Origin of the sequence: Nonomuraea sp. NPDC050786 (assembly GCF_040654115.1) — a bacterium.
Taxonomy (GTDB): Bacteria; Actinomycetota; Actinomycetes; order Streptosporangiales; family Streptosporangiaceae; genus Nonomuraea.
Map to the genome: position 1 here is coordinate 38,390 of NZ_JBFAHJ010000014.1, position 16,884 is coordinate 55,273.

Here is a 16,884-nt window from a genome sequence, read left to right on the forward strand (position 1 = left end):
GCTCAGCCACGCCGGGCCTCCCACGTGCGCCGACGCCCGGCTCCGAGCCCGTGCCCACACCCGCGAGCACAGCGAGGACCCCCTCGAAATAGGCTCGTGGACATGGCCGGCCGCATTCTCGTCCTGAACACCGGATCCTCGTCGATCAAGTACGAGCTGGTGGACGTCGAGACCCGCGAACGCCCAGCCGGCGGCCTGGTCGAACGCATCGGCGAGGAGACCGGGCGGCTCACCCATCGGAGCGGGGACGGGACGCCGTACGTGCGGGAGCGGCCCTTCCCCGGGCACGGCGAGGGGCTGGAGGCCATGATGGAGGCGTTCGCCGCGGCAGGGCCCGAACTGGCGCCCGTCGCGGTCGGGCACCGGGTCGTGCACGGCGGCACCCGCTTCACCGAGGCCGTGCTGATCGACGACGACGTGATCGCCGCCCTCGAGGAACTGACACCACTCGCTCCCCTGCACAACCCGATCAACGTCACCGGCATCCGCGTCGCGCGCAAGGCGTTCCCCCAGGTACCACAGGTGGCCGTGTTCGACACCGCCTTCCACCGCACCCTGCCACCCGAGGCCTACACCTACGCCGTGCCCCAGGAGTGGGGCGTGCGGCGCTTCGGCTTCCACGGCACCTCCTGCGCGTACGTCTCCCGCCGCGCCGCCGCCTTCCTCCGCCGGGACCTGGCCGACCTCAACCTGATCGTGCTGCACCTGGGCAACGGCGCCAGCGCCACCGCCGTCTGCGGCGGGCGCAGCATCGACACCTCCATGGGCATGACGCCCTTGGAGGGGCTGGTCATGGGCACCCGCTCCGGCGACATCGACCCGGCGCTCACCGGTTACCTCGCCCGCGTGAACGGGCTGGACGCCCAGCAGGTCGAGCAGGCGCTCACTCACCACAGCGGCCTGCTCGCGCTGGCCGGCACCAGAGACATGCGGGAAGTACGCGCCCGCGACGACCACGCCGCCCGTTCAGCCCTGGACATCTACACTCGCCGCATCCGCAAGTACGTCGGCGCCTACTACGCGCTGCTCGGACGGGTGGACGCGATCGTGTTCACCGGCGGCGTGGGCGAACACGACACCGCCACCCGCGCCGAATCCCTGGCCGGGCTCGAACGGCTCGGCATCGCCGTGGACCCGGCACTCAACCAGGCCGGCACGACCGGCGAACGGCTCATCTCCCCCGCGGGCGCCGAAGTGTCCGTGCTGGTCATCCCCACCGACGAGGAATGGGAGATCGCCCGCCAGGCCCACGCACTCGTTTCGCCGATCGTGGCCCCGCCGGCAAGCCGTCCTTCAGTCCAAGGGGACGTGCCAGCGTAGCCGTGTGCCGCCCTCCTCCGGAGCCTCCAGTTCGGCGGTGCCGCCCAGACGGCCGGCCCGCTCCTCGATGTTGCGCACGCCGCTGCGGCGTCCTTCCTCTCCCAAGCCGACGCCGTTGTCGGTGACCACAAGCGTGAGCCGCTGATCGGCGACCTCCACCGAGGCCTGCGCCCGGGTCGCGCGGGAGTGGCGCACCACGTTCGACAGTGCCTCACGCAGCACGGCCAGCAGGTGCTCGGCGACACGCTCGGGCACCACGGTGTCGATCTGGCCCTCCATGCGCAGCCCCGGCATGAACCCCAGATGCCCGCCCGCTCCCTCCACGAGTTCGACGATCTGCGTCCGCAGACTCGGAGCAGCCTCCTGGCGCGGGGCCTGCAGGGCGAAGATGGACGAGCGGATCTGCCGGATCGTCTCGTCCAGCTCGTCGATCGCGTGCTGCACCCGCTTGCCCGCCTCCGGCCGCTCGATCAGGCGTACCGTGCTCATCAACGTCATCGCGGTGGCGAACAACCGCTGGATGACCACGTCATGCAGATCCTTGGCGATGCGGTCCCGGTCCTCCAGCAGGCCGAGCCGCTCGGCATCACGCCGTGCCTCGGCCAGCTCCAGCGCGACCGCCGCCTGACCCGCGAACGACTCCACCATCTGCTGATCGGCCCCGCTGAACGGCAGCCGCCCGCTGCGCTTGGCCAACGCCAGCACCCCACGCACCTGCGGCGCCGTACCCAGCGGCACCATCAGGGCGCGCCCGTAGCCCAGCCGCCGCAACGGCGAGTCAGGGTAAGGATCGCTCGGCAGATCCCGCTCCGACACCGGCTCGCCCCGTCTGAACGCCTCGCCGGCCGGCGTGGCCGAGATCTCGAACGTCATCCCCAGCAGCTCGCCGGCTCCCTCGCCCTCCGCCACATCCACGACGAGCGTCTCACCCGACGCCTCGGGCAGCAGCACCTGCACCACGTCGGCGTCGCACATCTGTCCGGCACATGCCGCCATCGTGGTCAGCACCTCATGAAGGCCGGCGCCGGACAGCAGGCTCGTGGTGATCTCTGACGACGCCTTCAGCCACACCTCGCGCCGCCGGGACTCCTCGTACAACCGGGCGTTCTCCACCGCGACGCCCGCGGCGGTCGCCAGTGCGATGACGACCGCCTCGTCCTCTTCGTCGAAGTCCCCGCCGCCGCGTTTCTCGGTCAGGTAGAGGTTGCCGAACACCTCGTCCCGCACCCGTACGGGCACTCCGAGGAAGGTGCCCATCGGCGGGTGCCCCGGCGGGAAGCCGTACGACTCCGGATGATCGGAGATGCGGCTCAACCGCAGCGGTCGCGCATCCTTGATCAGGAGGCCGAGCAGCCCGAGCCCGTGCGGCCAGTGCTCGATCTTGGCGATCTCCTGCTCGCTCAGCCCCACCGGGATGAACTGGACGAGCGTGCGCTCCTCCCCCACCACGCCCAACGCCCCGTAGCTGGCGTCCACGAGCTTGGTCGCGGTCTCCACGATCCGCCGCAGCACGGTCTCCAGGTCCAGGTCGCTGCCCACCGACACCACGGCCTCGAGCAGCGCGTGCACGCGATCCCGCGTGGCCAGTACGGCGTTCAGCCGGGTCTGCAGCTCTGCCAGCAGTTCATCGAGCCGCATCTGGGGCATCAGCGGACGATGCTCGGTCTCGGACATACCGATCAGTGTCGCAGCAGGGAGGGTAGCGGCAACACCGCTGCGGGGCGGTGTGTTCGGGCGCAGCGCGACGCCCGCCTCCGGCGGCCGGAGACGGGCGTGTTGCCGCGCGCTCTACTTCAGCCAGGCGTTGCGCTGGACGACCGGCAGGTTGCCGAGTCCCAGTGTGGTGCCGGCGTCGGCGAGGGCGAGGCCTATGAGGACGATCGAGTAAATGATGTGGTCGTCCATGAAGGGGTTGTTGTCCAGGGGCAGCTCGGCCGCCCACATGAGAACCAGCATCAGCGTGCCGGCACCAGCGGCGATCCTGGTGCCGATGCCCAGGATCAGAGCCAGGCCAATGCCGAGCAGCCCGGCCATGAACAGCCAGTCCACCCATGCCTGCCCGGCCAGCGAGCCGAAGAAGCCACCGAGCGCGTTCTCGCCGGTGCCCTTGAGGAACCCCGTCGTGGGGCTGCCGCCGGAAATCCAGGCACGGTTGGCCGGGGTCGCGAACCCCCAGCCGAAGGTCTTGTCCAGGAACGCCCACAGGAAGATCCAGCCGATCGAGATCCGGGCGATCGCCCAGACGTAGTCGACCGGACGACGTGGCTGCGTGCCCGTGCGCTCCGGGATGACGGGCCGGTTGACGGTGGCGGCCATGATGGCCCCCTTTCGCTGCGGACGTGTCGTTGTCACACCCCAAGCACACCGCCCGCGGCGCTTCCTGAGCAGTGTCGTATGACCCCCAGCGCCAGGACCTTGGTCCCGTCCGTACCCGGGCGGGCAGCCGCCGTTCCGCGGCACGCGAGGACGAACGGCAGCTACCTCACCGCCTTGCGGCACTGTCCCACCTCGCACTTCCTTGATGCGATCGAGGCATGCAGAGAACGCTCGATGCCGGGAGCCGTCTACGACGAGCACTGCCAGGACTGCCTGCCGGGCTCGTCGCCTATGTGACGTTCGTGCGCCCGCGGCTGCTCCGCTGGGGAGCGACGGCATGCCCAGCGCTCGCCGCATCGTCCCCGAGTAGCAGCAGCTCGACGTGGGCCACCTGCTCCTGTCGCAGTCGGCCGACTACTTCACGGTCAGGAAGCAGATGACCAGGATCAAGGCTCTGGCCGAGGGCGCATACCGGCGGGGGACCGTCCGCTCCTGCCAGAATCATGGTCCATCCTCGATCTCCCTTGCAGAGCACGCTTGATCAGGGCGGCGAGGCCAGCGTCGAAGGGCCTCACGAGGGAGGACTTTGGACCTCCGAATCAAGGACCTGTTGCCTTCCGGGTCCCGCCGATGGTCAGATAGCGTCGCAAGCATGATTCGTGTGTTCCTCGTCGACGATCACGAGGTAGTGCGCCGGGGTGTGGCAGCTCTGCTGTCTTCCGAGGACGACATCGACGTCATCGGCGAGGCGGGCACCGCTGAGTCGGCCATCGCCCGCATCTCCGCGCTCGAACCCGACGTGGCGGTGCTGGACGTACGGTTGCCCGACGGCAGCGGCGTGGACGTGTGCCGCGAGGTGCGTTCCCGGATCCCCGGGCTGTCCTGCCTGATGTTGACGTCGTTCACCGACGACGACGCGTTGTTCGACGCGGTGATGGCCGGCGCTTCCGGCTACGTGCTCAAGCAGATCCACGGCTCCGACCTGGTCGGCGCGGTCCGCACGGTGGCGTCCGGGCAGTCCCTGCTCGACCCGCAGACCACTGCCGCCATGCTGCAACGCCTGCGCGAACAGGCCGCCAGGAAGGACCCACTGGCCGCGTTGTCGGAGCAGGAGCGGCAGATTCTCGACCTGATCGGCGAGGGGCTGACCAACCGGCAGATCGGCGAGCGGATGTTCCTGGCCGAGAAGACGGTCAAGAACTACGTGTCCAACCTGCTGGCCAAGCTCAACATGCAACGTCGCACCCAGGCAGCCGCGCTTGCCGCCCGGCTCCAGGACGACCGGCGCGACTGACCAGCTCAGGCACGTGACAGCCGCGGCCGCCGCGACAGCGACAGCCGCCCTGCCATGATCGAGGATCATGCCGCATGAGCGGGTCCAGAACGCCGGTCAGAGTGGTGGCGGAGCGCGCTGGACGCGCAGTTGCTCAATTTCGCGAGCGCCACCATCCACGGCCTGGCCGGCGGCCGGTGCGAGATCGTGGAGACCAACATCTACAACAACGAGGCCCGCTCCAACTACACCCGGTTCGTCTCCGCCACCTCCTCACCCTCGACCCGGGTCGGGACGCAGGTGCGGCTGGCCAACCCGTTCGACGCCTCCACGCTGGTGCACGCCGTGGTGAGGCCGCGGCACCCGTACCACCGGCTCTTCCTGGAGCACCAGTGGCTGCGGGTGGACGCCCGCTCCAGCCGCCCGGTCGGCGTGTTCGACGAGGCGCTGGCCGGATTCCCCGAGCTGGAGCTGCTCGGTGGACAGGAGCGCCTGGACGAGCTGTGGCGCACCCCCCCAACCAGGTCAGCGTGGCAGGCTGGGCGGCCCGCCCCTTCCCCGCCGACTGCGGCGCGCTGACCCTGACCGGCGGGGTCAGCCTCCGCGTGGATGCCGGACGCGCCACCGCCGTCGCCATCGAGCACGCGGGCAGGACCACCGTGTCCGGCAACGTCCGCCGGATCCCGCACGGCGAACCCGTCCCGGCAGGGCTGGTCCTCGTCGCCGTACGCGGTCGCGAGCCCGGCCAGTACTTCACCGTCACCATGGACGTCCGCCAGGACGGCACCTTCGCCGGCGACTTCCGCAACCCCCTCGGCCAGGACGCCGCCACCGTCGAGGCCCACTACCTCGGCGCCATCTCCTACGCCCCCTCCGAGTGCCGCCCCGAGCCGCTCACCGACTAGCTCGACGAGGACCACCATGAACCTGATCAGAAACGGCGCCATCGACCCGAACGGCCTGCTCTTCCCCGAGCCCGACACCACGGGCACCGGGGGGCGCAACTCCTTCGCCGGCGGCCCGGGGCGAGCGTCATGCTCCCGGCCCTCAGGACGGCCCACCACCTCGCGGGCGGCGCGATCGCCACGACGAGCTGCTTGATCTGCTCCACGCCAGGCACCTGCCCAGCTGCCACCACCCCCAGCAGCCGTTGCAGGCCCTCGGCCGTGTGATTCGAACTGGCGAAGGCAGCCCCGACGTGCCTTCATCAGATCATCCCCGCTGAGCAAGGCGTATTCCGTGCGAGCCACCGAAGCGCTGGACGTGCACCGGACCGGCAACACGTATGCCAGTGTCTCCTGTGTCGGCCCATGGCCGTGCGCGCCTGTGCTGGTCGCCGCTTTCACGATCGACCTGCACGTCTCCGGAGAGGACCAACGGCACCCCGATTCGGGACTTAGTCCCCGGGCACGGCCAAGCCGTTGTCGCGAGGGTGGAGGTGACGGTTCCAGCTCGTGAAGGGGTGGCCTGATGGTCGGTCACATCGTGGTCGGTGTGGACGGGTCCGCACCAGCGACCGCCGCAGTGGAATGGGCCGCGGCCGACGCGCAGCGGCGTGAGGTGGCGCTGCGGATCGTGCACGTGTGCCAGCAGTGGCCGCACAGCGACGACACCGAGTACTGCACCAAGGCGCTCGAGGCTGCCGCCGCCCGGGCACGTGAGTTGACCAGGGCTGTCGATGTGACGTCGGAGCTGCTCAGCGGCGACGTGGTCAACGCACTGATCGCGGAGTCGGAGTCGGCGGACAGTCTGGTTCTGGGCAGCAGAGGGCTCGGCGGGTTCGCCGGGCTGGTGCTCGGGTCGGTCGGCATGGCCGTGACCGGGCACGCGACCGGCCCCGTCGTGATCGTCCGGGCTCCCAGCCCGCTGCGGCACGACAGGGTCGTGGTCGGCTACGACGGTTCCCGGCATTCCGAGGCCGCCATGGCTTACGCCGTCCAGCAGGCCAGAGCCCGTGGGGCGCAGTTGCACGTCGTCTCCGCCTGGCAGATACCGGCGCTCTCGCCGTACGCGGTCGCGTACGGCAGCCTGATCGAGGAGCTCATGCGGCAGGAGACCCACGCGGCGCGGGAACGCGTCACTCCCTGGCGCGAGAGCAACTCCGATCTCGTCATCACCGACGAGCAGGTGTGTACGCACCCCGTCAAGGCGCTGATAGATGCGGCTCGGACGGCAGATCTGGTCGTGGTGGGCTCGCGCGGGCTCGGCGGCTTCACCTCGGCGGTGCTCGGGTCGGTCAGTCATGGCGTGCTGCACCACGTGACCTGTCCGGTCGCCGTCGTGCGGCCACGCGGAACGGAGGAGTCATGACCGTCGAAGCATTGACCGCCAGGCAGGTCATGAGCCGTGTCGTGGTGGCCATCAGGCCGGATGAGTCGCCATTGATGGCCTGGGAGCTGATGCACCGCGCAGACGTGCATCACCTGCCGGTCGTCGACGGGCGTCACGTGCTGGGCGTCCTGACGCGTGAGCAGGTGGCTGCGTCGTGGTCGGGCGGGCCGGAAGAGCAGTCCGACCGGCAGGTCGGGACGTTGCTGAGGTGTGAGCGTAGGCCGGTCGTCGGACCGGACGCTCCGTTGACCAAGGTTGCGGCGGCGATGCTCAACGCTGGGTGCGACGCCCTGCCGGTGGTCGACGCGGAGGGGCTGATCGGGCTGGTCACCGCACGCGACGTGTTGACGGCCGTCGCCGGACGGCTCCGGCCGACCGAGGGGCCGGGTGAAGTCGTCACCGGGATGTTCCACCTCGAACCCGTCCTGCCCCCTGAGGGCCGATAGGAGACGCGTGCTGGACGCGCCGGTTGTCTGCGATTCACCGCGATCGTGGAGGCGATGAAGCGGTTCGCGGTAGGCGCGGTCACCGTGATCGACGCCGACCGGCGGCCGGTGGGTGGGGTCTCCGAGGACGACCTGCTTCTCAAGGAGACCCACACCGTACAGGCCGTCGCATTGACGGAGCGGATCCGGACGATCGAGGGCGTTGTGACGCCGGCGGGCTCGGCAGATCCCGCCGTGACGGGGCGTACGACGCAGATGAGGGACGCCGTAACGGCCTGCGCGACATCCTGGAACGTGCCGCCAGGTCGGGCGGAACCGCGACGCTGCGGAGCCGCGAAGCCCGGAACACGGAGGAACCCGGCTGCGCCGGCAGATCCCGCTGTGAGGTTGGACCCTCCAGGTGGGGACCAAGGTCCCTAGGCCGCACGTTCAGCTGCGGAAATCATCGAAGGCATGATGACGACGCAGCTCATCGATACGTACTGGCGGGCTCGCCGACTACTTGTCCGTGCGGCAGATCCATCTGCTCGACAACCCACTGATCAGAGAGCCGCCAAGGCCGGATACGCACCTCCGTCGGCACATGAGCGGCACCCAGTTGCAGGCGCCGCGCCTACACCCGCGAGCAAGGCAAGGACACACCCGAGGCCCGCGGCGGACCCGGGCATGCCCCGGGCCGGCACAACGTGCTGTACATGGGCGCACTGCGCGGAGGCTGACCACGGATGGCCGAAAAGCCGAGGGACCAGTCGATGCCGCGGTGGCCAATCGAAGACCTGCGGCGCCGCAACACCGCCGCAGCGAGACCTTCCTTCTGAAGACCCGCGGAGCGCGGACCCGGACACGAGATGTCACTCGCGGCAACAGCCGGAGTCTCCTTCGCGCAACCAACCGATGGGGAGCCAAAATGAGCACGACCACTCTTGACGCCGTCACGTCGAAAGACGGCACCAGGATCGCCTATCAGCGGCTCGGCCAAGGCCCCGGCCTGGTGCTTCTGCACGGAACCATGCAGGCCGGCCGCAGCAACATCGAACTGGCCCAGGCCCTCGCCCGCGACTTCACGTGTTATGTGCCCGACCGCCGGGGCCGGGGCGACAGCGGCCCGTACGGCCCCGACTATGGCCTCGAGCGCGAGACGGAAGACCTCGACGCGCTGCTCGAGGCGACGGGAGCGCCCTACGCCGTCGGCGTCAGCTCGGGCGCCATCATCACGCTGCACACCGCGCTCGTACGACCCGGCCTGCGCAAGGCCGTGCTCTTCGAGCCGCCGCTTGACCTCGGCGGCACCTACCCGACCGACTGGCTGCCCCGCTTCGACAGCGAGCTCGCGGCGGGCCGGCTCCCGGCTGCCCTGGTCACCGCGATGAGGGCCGCGAGGCTGGGACCGCCTTTCCTGAGCCTCATGCCGCGGGCGCTGCTGGAGGCGCTCACGGCCAGGATGCTCACCCATCAAGAGCAGGCCGCTGCGGGCGGGGAGCCGACGTTCCGCGAGCTGGCGCCGACGCTGCGCTACGACGCGCAGGTGGTGGCGGAGACGGCGTGCCGTCTGGACACCTACCGGTCGGTGAAGGCGGAGATGCTCCTGCTTGGCGGCACGCGCAGTCCCGCCCACCTGAGGTCCGCACTCTCCGCGCTGGAGCGGGTCCTGCCGCATGTCCGGCGAGTGGCCCTGAAGGGCCTCGACCACAGCGCCACGTGCAACACCGCACACCGCGGACACCCGGAACGGGTCGCCACCGCGATCCGTGCCTTCCTTGCCTGACACGAGCCGACCACGTTGTCGCGAGGTACTACCCGGCTCGTCCCTCACCTGGCGGCGCCTTTACGGGGACGGCGTGCCATCGGTGGGTGGCGCACCGGCGGGGGAAGGCAGGAGGCGGCTGGTCGAGGCCCTGAAGTGGGGCGCCTGAGATCCGCGGACCGCGATGCGGTGGCCGCCTCAAAACGGTATGGGCGCGGTGCTCCGCAGCGACTTCCCAGACCGAAGGATCGGGATGCGGGCTCGCCGGGTGGCCGATCGGCGTGTTGGAACGGGTTACAGCTCGGGTGGACGCGATCGCGAATGCTCGCCCTGGTGGGGACGCCTCCTGCTATTGCGGGGGCACCCACTCCTTGGACGCCGCCGCGGCCTTCGCAGGTGAAGCGGTAATCTGAGAATTATTCATTTCATCGGGCCTACCAAGAGAAATTCTGGCACGTCACTTCTCGGGGACCTCTCTCATCGGCAAGGGGTGGCCGACTGCGGCCAGTCGGGAAATTTCCGTAAGGGTCCTATTTACATTGATTCGACAGCCAGTCACCCTATGACCGTGGCCACACCCACCTCGTTGATCAGCGCCTGGCGCTGAAAAGTCACCGAGGTTGTCAACCAATGCGAATTGGTATCCGCTCGCGCCAACACGTGAGGAGAGGACGTCCCGGATGGCGCAATCATCGAAATTCTGCACGGCCAGCGATCCCAACTTCGTTATGGCATGACGCCACACAGAAGGAATCACACCGTGAGAATGACGCGAAGATTACGGGCCGCCGTGTGCGTGGCGGTGGCCGGTGCAATGCTGGTGGCCGGGGTGGGGACGGCGTCCGCCGCGCCCGGGGTCACCCCGGCGGACGTGACGCTGGACCTGGACCTGGGCGAATCGACGACGATCGCCAAGACCGTCTCCACTCCGGCGATCCCGCCCAAGCCGGATATCACGTTCCTGATCGACACGACGGGGAGCATGGGCGGGGTCATCTCGAACGTGCAGACCAATGCGAACGCCATCTTGTCCAACGTCGCTTCGGCGCAGCCGGACGCGCAGTTCGCGGTCGCCGAGTACAAGGACGTGGCGGACGCGACGTCGTTCCGGGTCGCGCAGAACCTCACCGACAACAAGACCGACGTCACCAACGGCCTCAACTCGCTGATCGCGTCGGGCGGCGGAGACTTCCCCGAGGACGGCATCAACGGCCTGTTCCAGGTCGCGTCCGGGGCGGTCCACTTCAGGCCGAACAGCTCTCGGGTCGTGCTGCTGATCGGGGACGCCCCCAGCCATGATCCCAGCAACGGCCATACGCTGGCGGACGCGATCGGCGCCCTGAAGGCAGCGGGGATCACCGTGCTCGCGTTCGACCTGTTCGGGCTGGACTCGACCGGGCAAGCGACCGCAATCACCAACGCCACGGGTGGACGGCTGTTCTCCGGCATCGACTCCTCGGAGGTCAGCGAGACCATCCTGGCGGCCCTGGGCAACCTGCCGGTCACGGTCACCCACCAGTCGCGCGACTGCGACCCGAACCTGTCGGTGTCCTTGGCTCCGGGCAGTCGGACGGTGACCAGCGGCGATGATGCCACCTTCACGGAGACCGTCTCCGTCGGCGCCGGAGCCGTACCGGGAAGCACCATCACCTGCAAGGTGGACTTCCTGCTCAACGGCGTTCTGTCACCAGGCTTCACTGAAACGATCACCGAACACGTCCCGAAGGCGACCCCATCGATCGCCACGACGCCATCGGACACGGTGCCCGCGGGCGGGAACGTCTCCGATACAGCGACGCTGTCCGGCGGGTACCACCCGACAGGCACCGTCACGTTCCAGCTGTTCGGGCCCGGTGACACCAGCTGTGCGAAGCCGATCGCGACGCGTACCGGGACGGTGTCCGGCAGCGGCACCGCCGCATCCGGCAACGTGACCATCGGCGCGGCCGGCATCTACCGGTGGACCGCCACCTACAGCGGCGACGCCCACAACAACTCCGTCACCTCATCGTGCGGCACCGAAGAAGTCACTGTCACGCCGCAGCGGCTGACCGGACGGGCCTACGGCCTGACCGCTGACGCCTCTCTGGCCGGCATCCAACTGGTCAACATCGCACCCACCCCCGACACCGGCCACATCACCACCACCTCGACCGAGACCACCTCGGTGCCCTGCACCGCCACCCTCAGCGGACTGATCAACGCGCACACTCTGTGCGCCCAGGTCGCCACCATCGAATTCCCCGGCAAATCCGTGGCCACCGCCTCCATCGACGACACCACCATCGGTATCACCGGCATCCCAGTGATCACCGTCAAGACCGTCAACTCCAGCTCCACCACCACCTGCGCTGGATCCAGCGGAACCACCACGATCGCCTTCCTGAAGGTGGGCAGCACGGTGGTCATCGCAGAACCTACCAAGGTCCAACCCAACACCACGGTCAGCGTCGGCGTGGTCAAGCTCGTCCTCAACGAGCAGACCCCATTCACCACCCCCGACAAAGGCCTGACCGTCAACGCCGTCCACGTCACCGTCGACACCCTCGGCCTGGCCAAGACCAACGTTGTCCTGGCCTCCTCCGAAAGCGATATCGGCAACTGCCCATAACCCCACCCACCTGCACCAATCAACCCCAAGGCCGGGCGGAACACCCTAGCTCCGCCCGGCCTCAGCCAGGCTTCAGGCGCTCCCCGTGGCTGCTTTGCTCCGCATAGACAGTCTCGCCACTGCCGGCCCCATGCTGGGCCATTGCCCTCCGGCACGCCTCACCAGGTGATGGCATCGATGCCGACGGACATGGTGGCGTCGGTCTCGGCGTAGAACTGCATCCCGATGGCATGCAGGCGGTCCACCTGCGGGATGGTCCAGTCCACGGAGCTCCAGCCGGCACGCATGGGCAGCGCGATCTCGGTCTCCAGCGTCTCCGGCGCCCAAACGGGCTTGGACGCCGAGTTCATCGCGAAGAATCTGAGGCCGCCGGGCTGAGCCCCGGGAACCCAGAGCCAGACAGTCACCTTCATGCCGGGCCGCAGACCGGTCAGCCCATGGGTGACGCCGACGGCCGAATACCCCTTCTCGGCCGAAGCGCCCTTCACCGTGACCAGGACGGCCTGCCTGCCGTGCCGAGCCACCGTAGATGTGACCCCGGCGGTGGCCACTTGCGAACCCCAGAAGACCGACAGCCGCTCACCCGGTTGCTCGAAGTCCATCCTTACGGTGGGGGCAGGAGTGTACGGAGCGTTGACGGCGGTTCGTGCGGAGGCCGGCCAGTTCGGCAGCCGGGATGCCGTCACCAACGTTGCCGCCACAACCAGCGAGATGGTGAGGGCGATCACGAAAGGGAACCAGACTCGCCGATGCCTGCGCTCGGGGGCCGTCACAACGCTCTGGGGTGTGCCGTGCCCCGCCGACGATGGACTCTGCTCCTCGGAAGAAACGCCGAGACGGGGTGGGGCATCGGCAGGGGCCGGCGTCGGACCGGGCGGGGGCTTCTTGAGGAGCCGTGCTGCCTCGTCCCGGCCACGTTCGGCCAATGCCGCGGCGCGCAGTTGCAGCAACTCCCCCTGCGGGACTTTCAGCACCCGTTCGAACGCCGTGAGCAGATCCAGCGGAGGAAGACGCCGGCCGTGCTCGTAGTCCACCAATGTTCCGTGCCCGCCCAAGCCGACCTCGCGGGCCAGGGCCCGGAGCGACAGACCCTGCGCCAGGCGACGGGCACGGAGCGCGGCACCTAACTGACGTATCGCATCCTCGCCGCTCGCACTCATCGCTCACGCTCCGCGTCGCCAAGCAGACGGCCTCAAGTTCCGCGACAGCTCATGTCCAAGGCTAATCGACAAGAGGAGCCGGCCGAAAGGCGGATGCGTGTACGTGCGACTGGTCCACGAATGGTCGGATATCGGTTCGAGATTGGTCCATGTGGTTCTACGCGAGCATGTGTCGCAGTTAGCGTCCGAGACGTCGCCCGCTTCACCAGTTCACGCTCATCGGGAGGTAGTTCGATGCGACGTCACCGGATGCCCGTCGTTCTGGCCGTGCTGACCCTGGCCCTGGCCCCATGGTCGGGGGCGAACGCCGCCGACCCCCCGGACGATGCGAGCTTCGGCCGGACAATCTGCTTCGGCACCGACTGCGACGGCAAGGACCCCGTGAGAACCGGGTGCACGGCGAACTCCTCCACCGTGCGCGCGGGCGGGGCGCTCGTCCGAGCCTACGCCTTCGGAGGTTACGTCGAGCTGAGGTACGGGCCGGGGAGACCCGTCGATGACCGGCGCACCTGTCAGGTCAACTGGGCCAGGTTCGTCAAACCCGGCCAGAACGCCGACTACAACGTGTGGGTGGAGCGCGAGCGCCCGGAGCGATCGACCAGCGACGTCTCGGACAAGCGCCTGACGCAGTATTCCGGCGGCGACGAGGGCACCGGGGTCATCTACTCCGACCAGGTCTACGCGCCCACCGTCAAGGCCATGGCCTGCGTGGAACCGGCCCTCGGCGATTCTGTCGCGCGCGCGGGAGCCGCTGACCCGGCCGGCAAGGTCTGCACGAACCTCGTCTGATCTCCTCGGTCTTCTCCTCGGCCACTCAGAGGGGAAGCCGATGCCGACGTCCCGGCGTCCTCGAGGGCCCCATCGGCCCGCCGAACGAGGTTGGCGCAAGGCCACAGCGGCCGCCATCGCGCGGTAGTGCCAGAAGGCGCGCACGTCGTCTTCGTCGCCAGTGCCCGCCGACCCCGCGACGGCACGCTCGTGAGGCTGCGCATCGCTGAGGGCTGCGGCGAGCACATCGACGTACGCTCGTTCACCACGAACCTGGACGACACGGCCGGACAGTGGCGCCCGGTTGGGCCACCGAGCTGCGGATGCCACGGGCCATCAACTGCGCGACAAACACTGCAATATGCCACCAGTTTCGCCATAGCCACTAACTAGAAATCGGCCGATCATTTTTGTTCGGTCACCCAGCGGGCGATCTGTGAGCGGGAGGTGAATCCGAGTTTCTGCATAATGTGCTCTATGTGACCTTCGGCCGTACGACTGGCGATCACCAAGGTCGCGGCAATGTCCTTGTTCTTCATACCCTGAGCGATCAGCTCGGCGACCTGCCTCTCACGGGGAGTGAGCGCATCTTGCGCGGGACGCGCCGTCCGCGTCACTTCCCGCGTTGTGCTCTCATCCAGAGCGTACGCAACAGCGTCGTCAACACCGCCTTCCTCTCCGGCGCGGAGGGCGTCGGCGAAGGCACGGTCTCCAAGTCGAGCCCTCAGCGCCGTTTCGCATCGGTCGTGGCAGGCGGCGAGAGGACGAAGGCCGGGGATCGATGTTCCCGTCGATCGCCAGGCGGCCCGAGCGGCGCCCAGCAACCGGGTGGCGCGGTCGTCGTCGCCGTCCGCCGCAGCGACCCAGGCGAGCACCTCAAGACATTCGGCGACGCCCCACGCGTCTCTGGTCTTGCGCATGACCCGCAGCCCATCAGCGATCAGCGCGGCGGCATGGCGCTGGTCGCCCTGCAGCCATCGGCCGTAGCCGACCGCCCATAGGGCGTTCGACCTGCTCAGATAGGCGCTGTACGCCTCGCACAGCGCGAGGCACTCCGTACCATAGGAGTGGGCACGCTCATGATCGCCGGCTGTCGAGGTGGCCATCACCAGGTGGCAGAGCGCCATCCAGCTGCCGGCCAGATCTGCCTCGGCGCGGTAGCGATCGTTCGCTTCTTCCAGCAGCATGACTGCATCCCGCACCTTGCCGCGGAAGAACGCGACGAGAGCCGTGAAATGCGTGACGCGCACGAGCGTCTGCGTGTCGTCCACCGAACGTGCCAGAAGGCCGCACTCGTTCAACAACCGGGCTGCTACCTCGATGTCCCCTTGCCTGAGGGCAAACCAGGCGTTGACCCACAGCGCGTTGATGCGCTCCGGGCTCGGCGAGGTCTCTCGTGCCAGCGCGACGTCGAGATAGTGACGGCCCTCGGCGTACGACCCGAAGACAAAGATCCAGTAGTTCCACAGCCGCGACACCAACTCCAGCGCCGCACCGGATCCACCCGGCTCGGCCAGACAGAACGCCAACGCTGTACGGAGATTGCCCACCTCGCGCTGCAGGCGGGCCAGCCATCGCATCTGATCCGGTCCCAGCCATGCCGCGTCCGCCTGGGCCGCCTGTTGCCGATACCAGTCCCGGTGCCGCCGACGCAGCCGGGCTTCGTCGCCGGATTGTGCCAGCAGTTCGGCTCCGTACTCGTGGATGGGCTCCAGTTGGACGTAGTGATGCTCGTCCCGGTGCAGGACCGACTTGTCCACCAAAGCCACGACAAGATCGAATACATCCTGTCGCTCGATCCCCTCGCCCGAACACACCTGCTCGGCATCCTCCAGATCGAAACCGCCCGCGAACACCGACAACCGGGCCCACATTGTCCGCTCTTGCGGCGAGCACAGGTCGAAGCTCCAGTTGATGGACGCACGCAACGTCCGCTGGCGCGGCGCCACCGCGAGACGACCACGCGTCGGCAGTTCGAGGCAGTCGCCCAGCCGGTTCGAGATCTGTTCGACTGACAGCACCCGCACTTGGGCCGCCGCCAGCTCGATGGCCAGCGGTATGCCGGCGAGCCGCCGGCATATGAGCGCCACCTGCTCGCAGTTGCTCGGGTCGATCGCGAAGGTGGGACGGGCGGCCCTCGCGCGATCCGCGAAGAGAGTCACAGCCTCAAAGCGGGCGAAAGAATCGGCTGAGGAGAGCTCGCCCGGGCCAGGCGTGGTCAACGGCGGTACCGGCAGCAGCTGCTCGCCCTCGACACCCAGTGGATGGCGGCTGGTAGCCACGATCTTCAGGCGGACCGCCCGGCCCAGCAGCTTCGTTGCCAGCATCGCGACCGCATCAAGCAGGTGCTCACAGTTATCCAGCACGAGCAGAATGCGCCTGTCCGCCAGATGATCCGAGAGAACGTCGATCGACGGCCCATCCGACTGGTCGCGAAGCCCTAGCTCCACGGCGACCGCCCTGCCCACGAGTTCCGCATCAGAAAGCCCGGACAGGTCGACGAACCAGACCCCGTCCGGAAAGACCCGCCGCACTTCGGTGGCCACCCGCAACGCCAGCCGGGTCTTGCCGATCCCACCAGGACCGATGATCGTCAGCAACCGCGCCGTAGACATAAGCTGTCTGGCGTCGGCGACCATCTGCCGCCGACCAACGAAGCCCGTCATATCGGCTGGCAGATTTCCGGCCCTCTGTCTATGCGGGCCTGGCACAGCCATAATTCATTATAACCGATGAGCGCGCACACGATCTTTGTTAATGGCGTTATCCAAGTTATAAGTGGGTTGATTGAGACTCCATGGCTCACTGCCCGTGCGCCTGTGGACCCAGCTGGTCAGGCCCGGTGCCGGTGGAGATGCTGTTGCTGATGTACGGCCGGGCGCACGAGATCGATGTCATGCCCCGGCCGGTTCCAA

Annotated in this window: 14 protein-coding genes; 10 read left to right on the forward strand and 4 right to left on the reverse strand. The window is 68.4% G+C overall.

What is annotated here, in order from left to right:
- The first annotated feature begins 102 nt into the window (after positions 1-102).
- The gene (locus tag AB0H84_RS24900; RefSeq protein ID WP_357608535.1) at positions 103-1,320 is read left to right on the forward strand and encodes an acetate kinase; all 1,218 of its coding nucleotides are present in this window, start codon (positions 103-105) and stop codon (positions 1,318-1,320) included.
- Here the strand turns inward: AB0H84_RS24900 and AB0H84_RS24905 are convergent.
- Together AB0H84_RS24905 and AB0H84_RS24910 are read right to left on the reverse strand one after the other, a co-directional pair.
- Positions 1,294-2,994 carry a GAF domain-containing protein gene (locus AB0H84_RS24905; protein ID WP_357608538.1) on the reverse strand — a complete coding sequence of 567 codons (1,701 nt, stop codon included), beginning with the start codon at positions 2,992-2,994 and terminating at the stop codon, positions 1,294-1,296. The two genes, AB0H84_RS24900 and AB0H84_RS24905, sit on opposite strands and share 27 nt — an antisense overlap.
- Before the next feature lie 114 nt (positions 2,995-3,108).
- Positions 3,109-3,636, reverse strand: coding sequence for a hypothetical protein (locus AB0H84_RS24910; RefSeq protein WP_357608541.1), 528 nt, complete (start codon positions 3,634-3,636; stop codon positions 3,109-3,111).
- A gap of 652 nt (positions 3,637-4,288) precedes the next feature.
- Between AB0H84_RS24910 and AB0H84_RS24915 the strand changes: the two genes are divergently transcribed.
- From AB0H84_RS24915 to AB0H84_RS24950, 8 genes are all read left to right on the forward strand, one after another.
- Positions 4,289-4,930: a response regulator transcription factor gene (locus AB0H84_RS24915; protein ID WP_357608544.1), complete on the forward strand. Its 642-nt coding sequence runs from the start codon at positions 4,289-4,291 to the stop codon at positions 4,928-4,930.
- Positions 4,931-5,059: 129 nt separating this feature from the next.
- On the forward strand, positions 5,060-5,488 hold the full coding sequence (locus AB0H84_RS24920) for a hypothetical protein (RefSeq protein WP_357608547.1): 429 nt from the start codon (positions 5,060-5,062) through the stop codon (positions 5,486-5,488).
- The gene (locus AB0H84_RS24925; RefSeq protein WP_357608550.1) at positions 5,440-5,814 is read left to right on the forward strand and encodes a hypothetical protein; all 375 of its coding nucleotides are present in this window, start codon (positions 5,440-5,442) and stop codon (positions 5,812-5,814) included. Before AB0H84_RS24920 ends, AB0H84_RS24925 begins: the two co-directional genes overlap by 49 nt.
- A 16-nt stretch (positions 5,815-5,830) precedes the next feature.
- Positions 5,831-6,010 carry a hypothetical protein gene (locus tag AB0H84_RS24930; protein WP_357608553.1) on the forward strand — a complete coding sequence of 60 codons (180 nt, stop codon included), beginning with the start codon at positions 5,831-5,833 and terminating at the stop codon, positions 6,008-6,010.
- A 369-nt stretch (positions 6,011-6,379) separates the two neighbouring features.
- Positions 6,380-7,219 (forward strand): universal stress protein, encoded by an 840-nt coding sequence (locus AB0H84_RS24935; RefSeq protein WP_357608555.1) that lies wholly within the window; start codon positions 6,380-6,382, stop codon positions 7,217-7,219.
- Complete coding sequence (locus tag AB0H84_RS24940; protein ID WP_357608558.1) at positions 7,216-7,686, forward strand: CBS domain-containing protein; 471 nt, start codon at positions 7,216-7,218, stop codon at positions 7,684-7,686. Before AB0H84_RS24935 ends, AB0H84_RS24940 begins: the two co-directional genes overlap by 4 nt.
- 907 nt (positions 7,687-8,593) lie before the next feature.
- On the forward strand, positions 8,594-9,451 hold the full coding sequence (locus tag AB0H84_RS24945; protein ID WP_357608561.1) for an alpha/beta hydrolase: 858 nt from the start codon (positions 8,594-8,596) through the stop codon (positions 9,449-9,451).
- Between the two features lie 745 nt (positions 9,452-10,196).
- Complete coding sequence (locus AB0H84_RS24950; RefSeq protein ID WP_357609034.1) at positions 10,197-12,041, forward strand: vWA domain-containing protein; 1,845 nt, start codon at positions 10,197-10,199, stop codon at positions 12,039-12,041.
- Positions 12,042-12,199: 158 nt separating this feature from the next.
- Here the strand turns inward: AB0H84_RS24950 and AB0H84_RS24955 are convergent, their stop codons facing one another.
- Positions 12,200-13,201, reverse strand: a complete 1,002-nt coding sequence (locus AB0H84_RS24955; protein ID WP_357608564.1) for a helix-turn-helix transcriptional regulator — start codon at positions 13,199-13,201, stop codon at positions 12,200-12,202.
- A 234-nt stretch (positions 13,202-13,435) separates the two neighbouring features.
- On the opposite strand from AB0H84_RS24955, the gene AB0H84_RS24960 reads away from it, so the two are divergent.
- Positions 13,436-13,990 carry a DUF2690 domain-containing protein gene (locus AB0H84_RS24960; RefSeq protein ID WP_357608567.1) on the forward strand — a complete coding sequence of 185 codons (555 nt, stop codon included), beginning with the start codon at positions 13,436-13,438 and terminating at the stop codon, positions 13,988-13,990.
- 383 nt (positions 13,991-14,373) lie between these two features.
- Here AB0H84_RS24960 and AB0H84_RS24965 read toward each other — a convergent pair whose 3' ends face one another.
- Positions 14,374-16,635, reverse strand: coding sequence for a LuxR C-terminal-related transcriptional regulator (locus AB0H84_RS24965; RefSeq protein ID WP_357608570.1), 2,262 nt, complete (start codon positions 16,633-16,635; stop codon positions 14,374-14,376).
- Positions 16,636-16,884 lie beyond the last annotated feature (249 nt).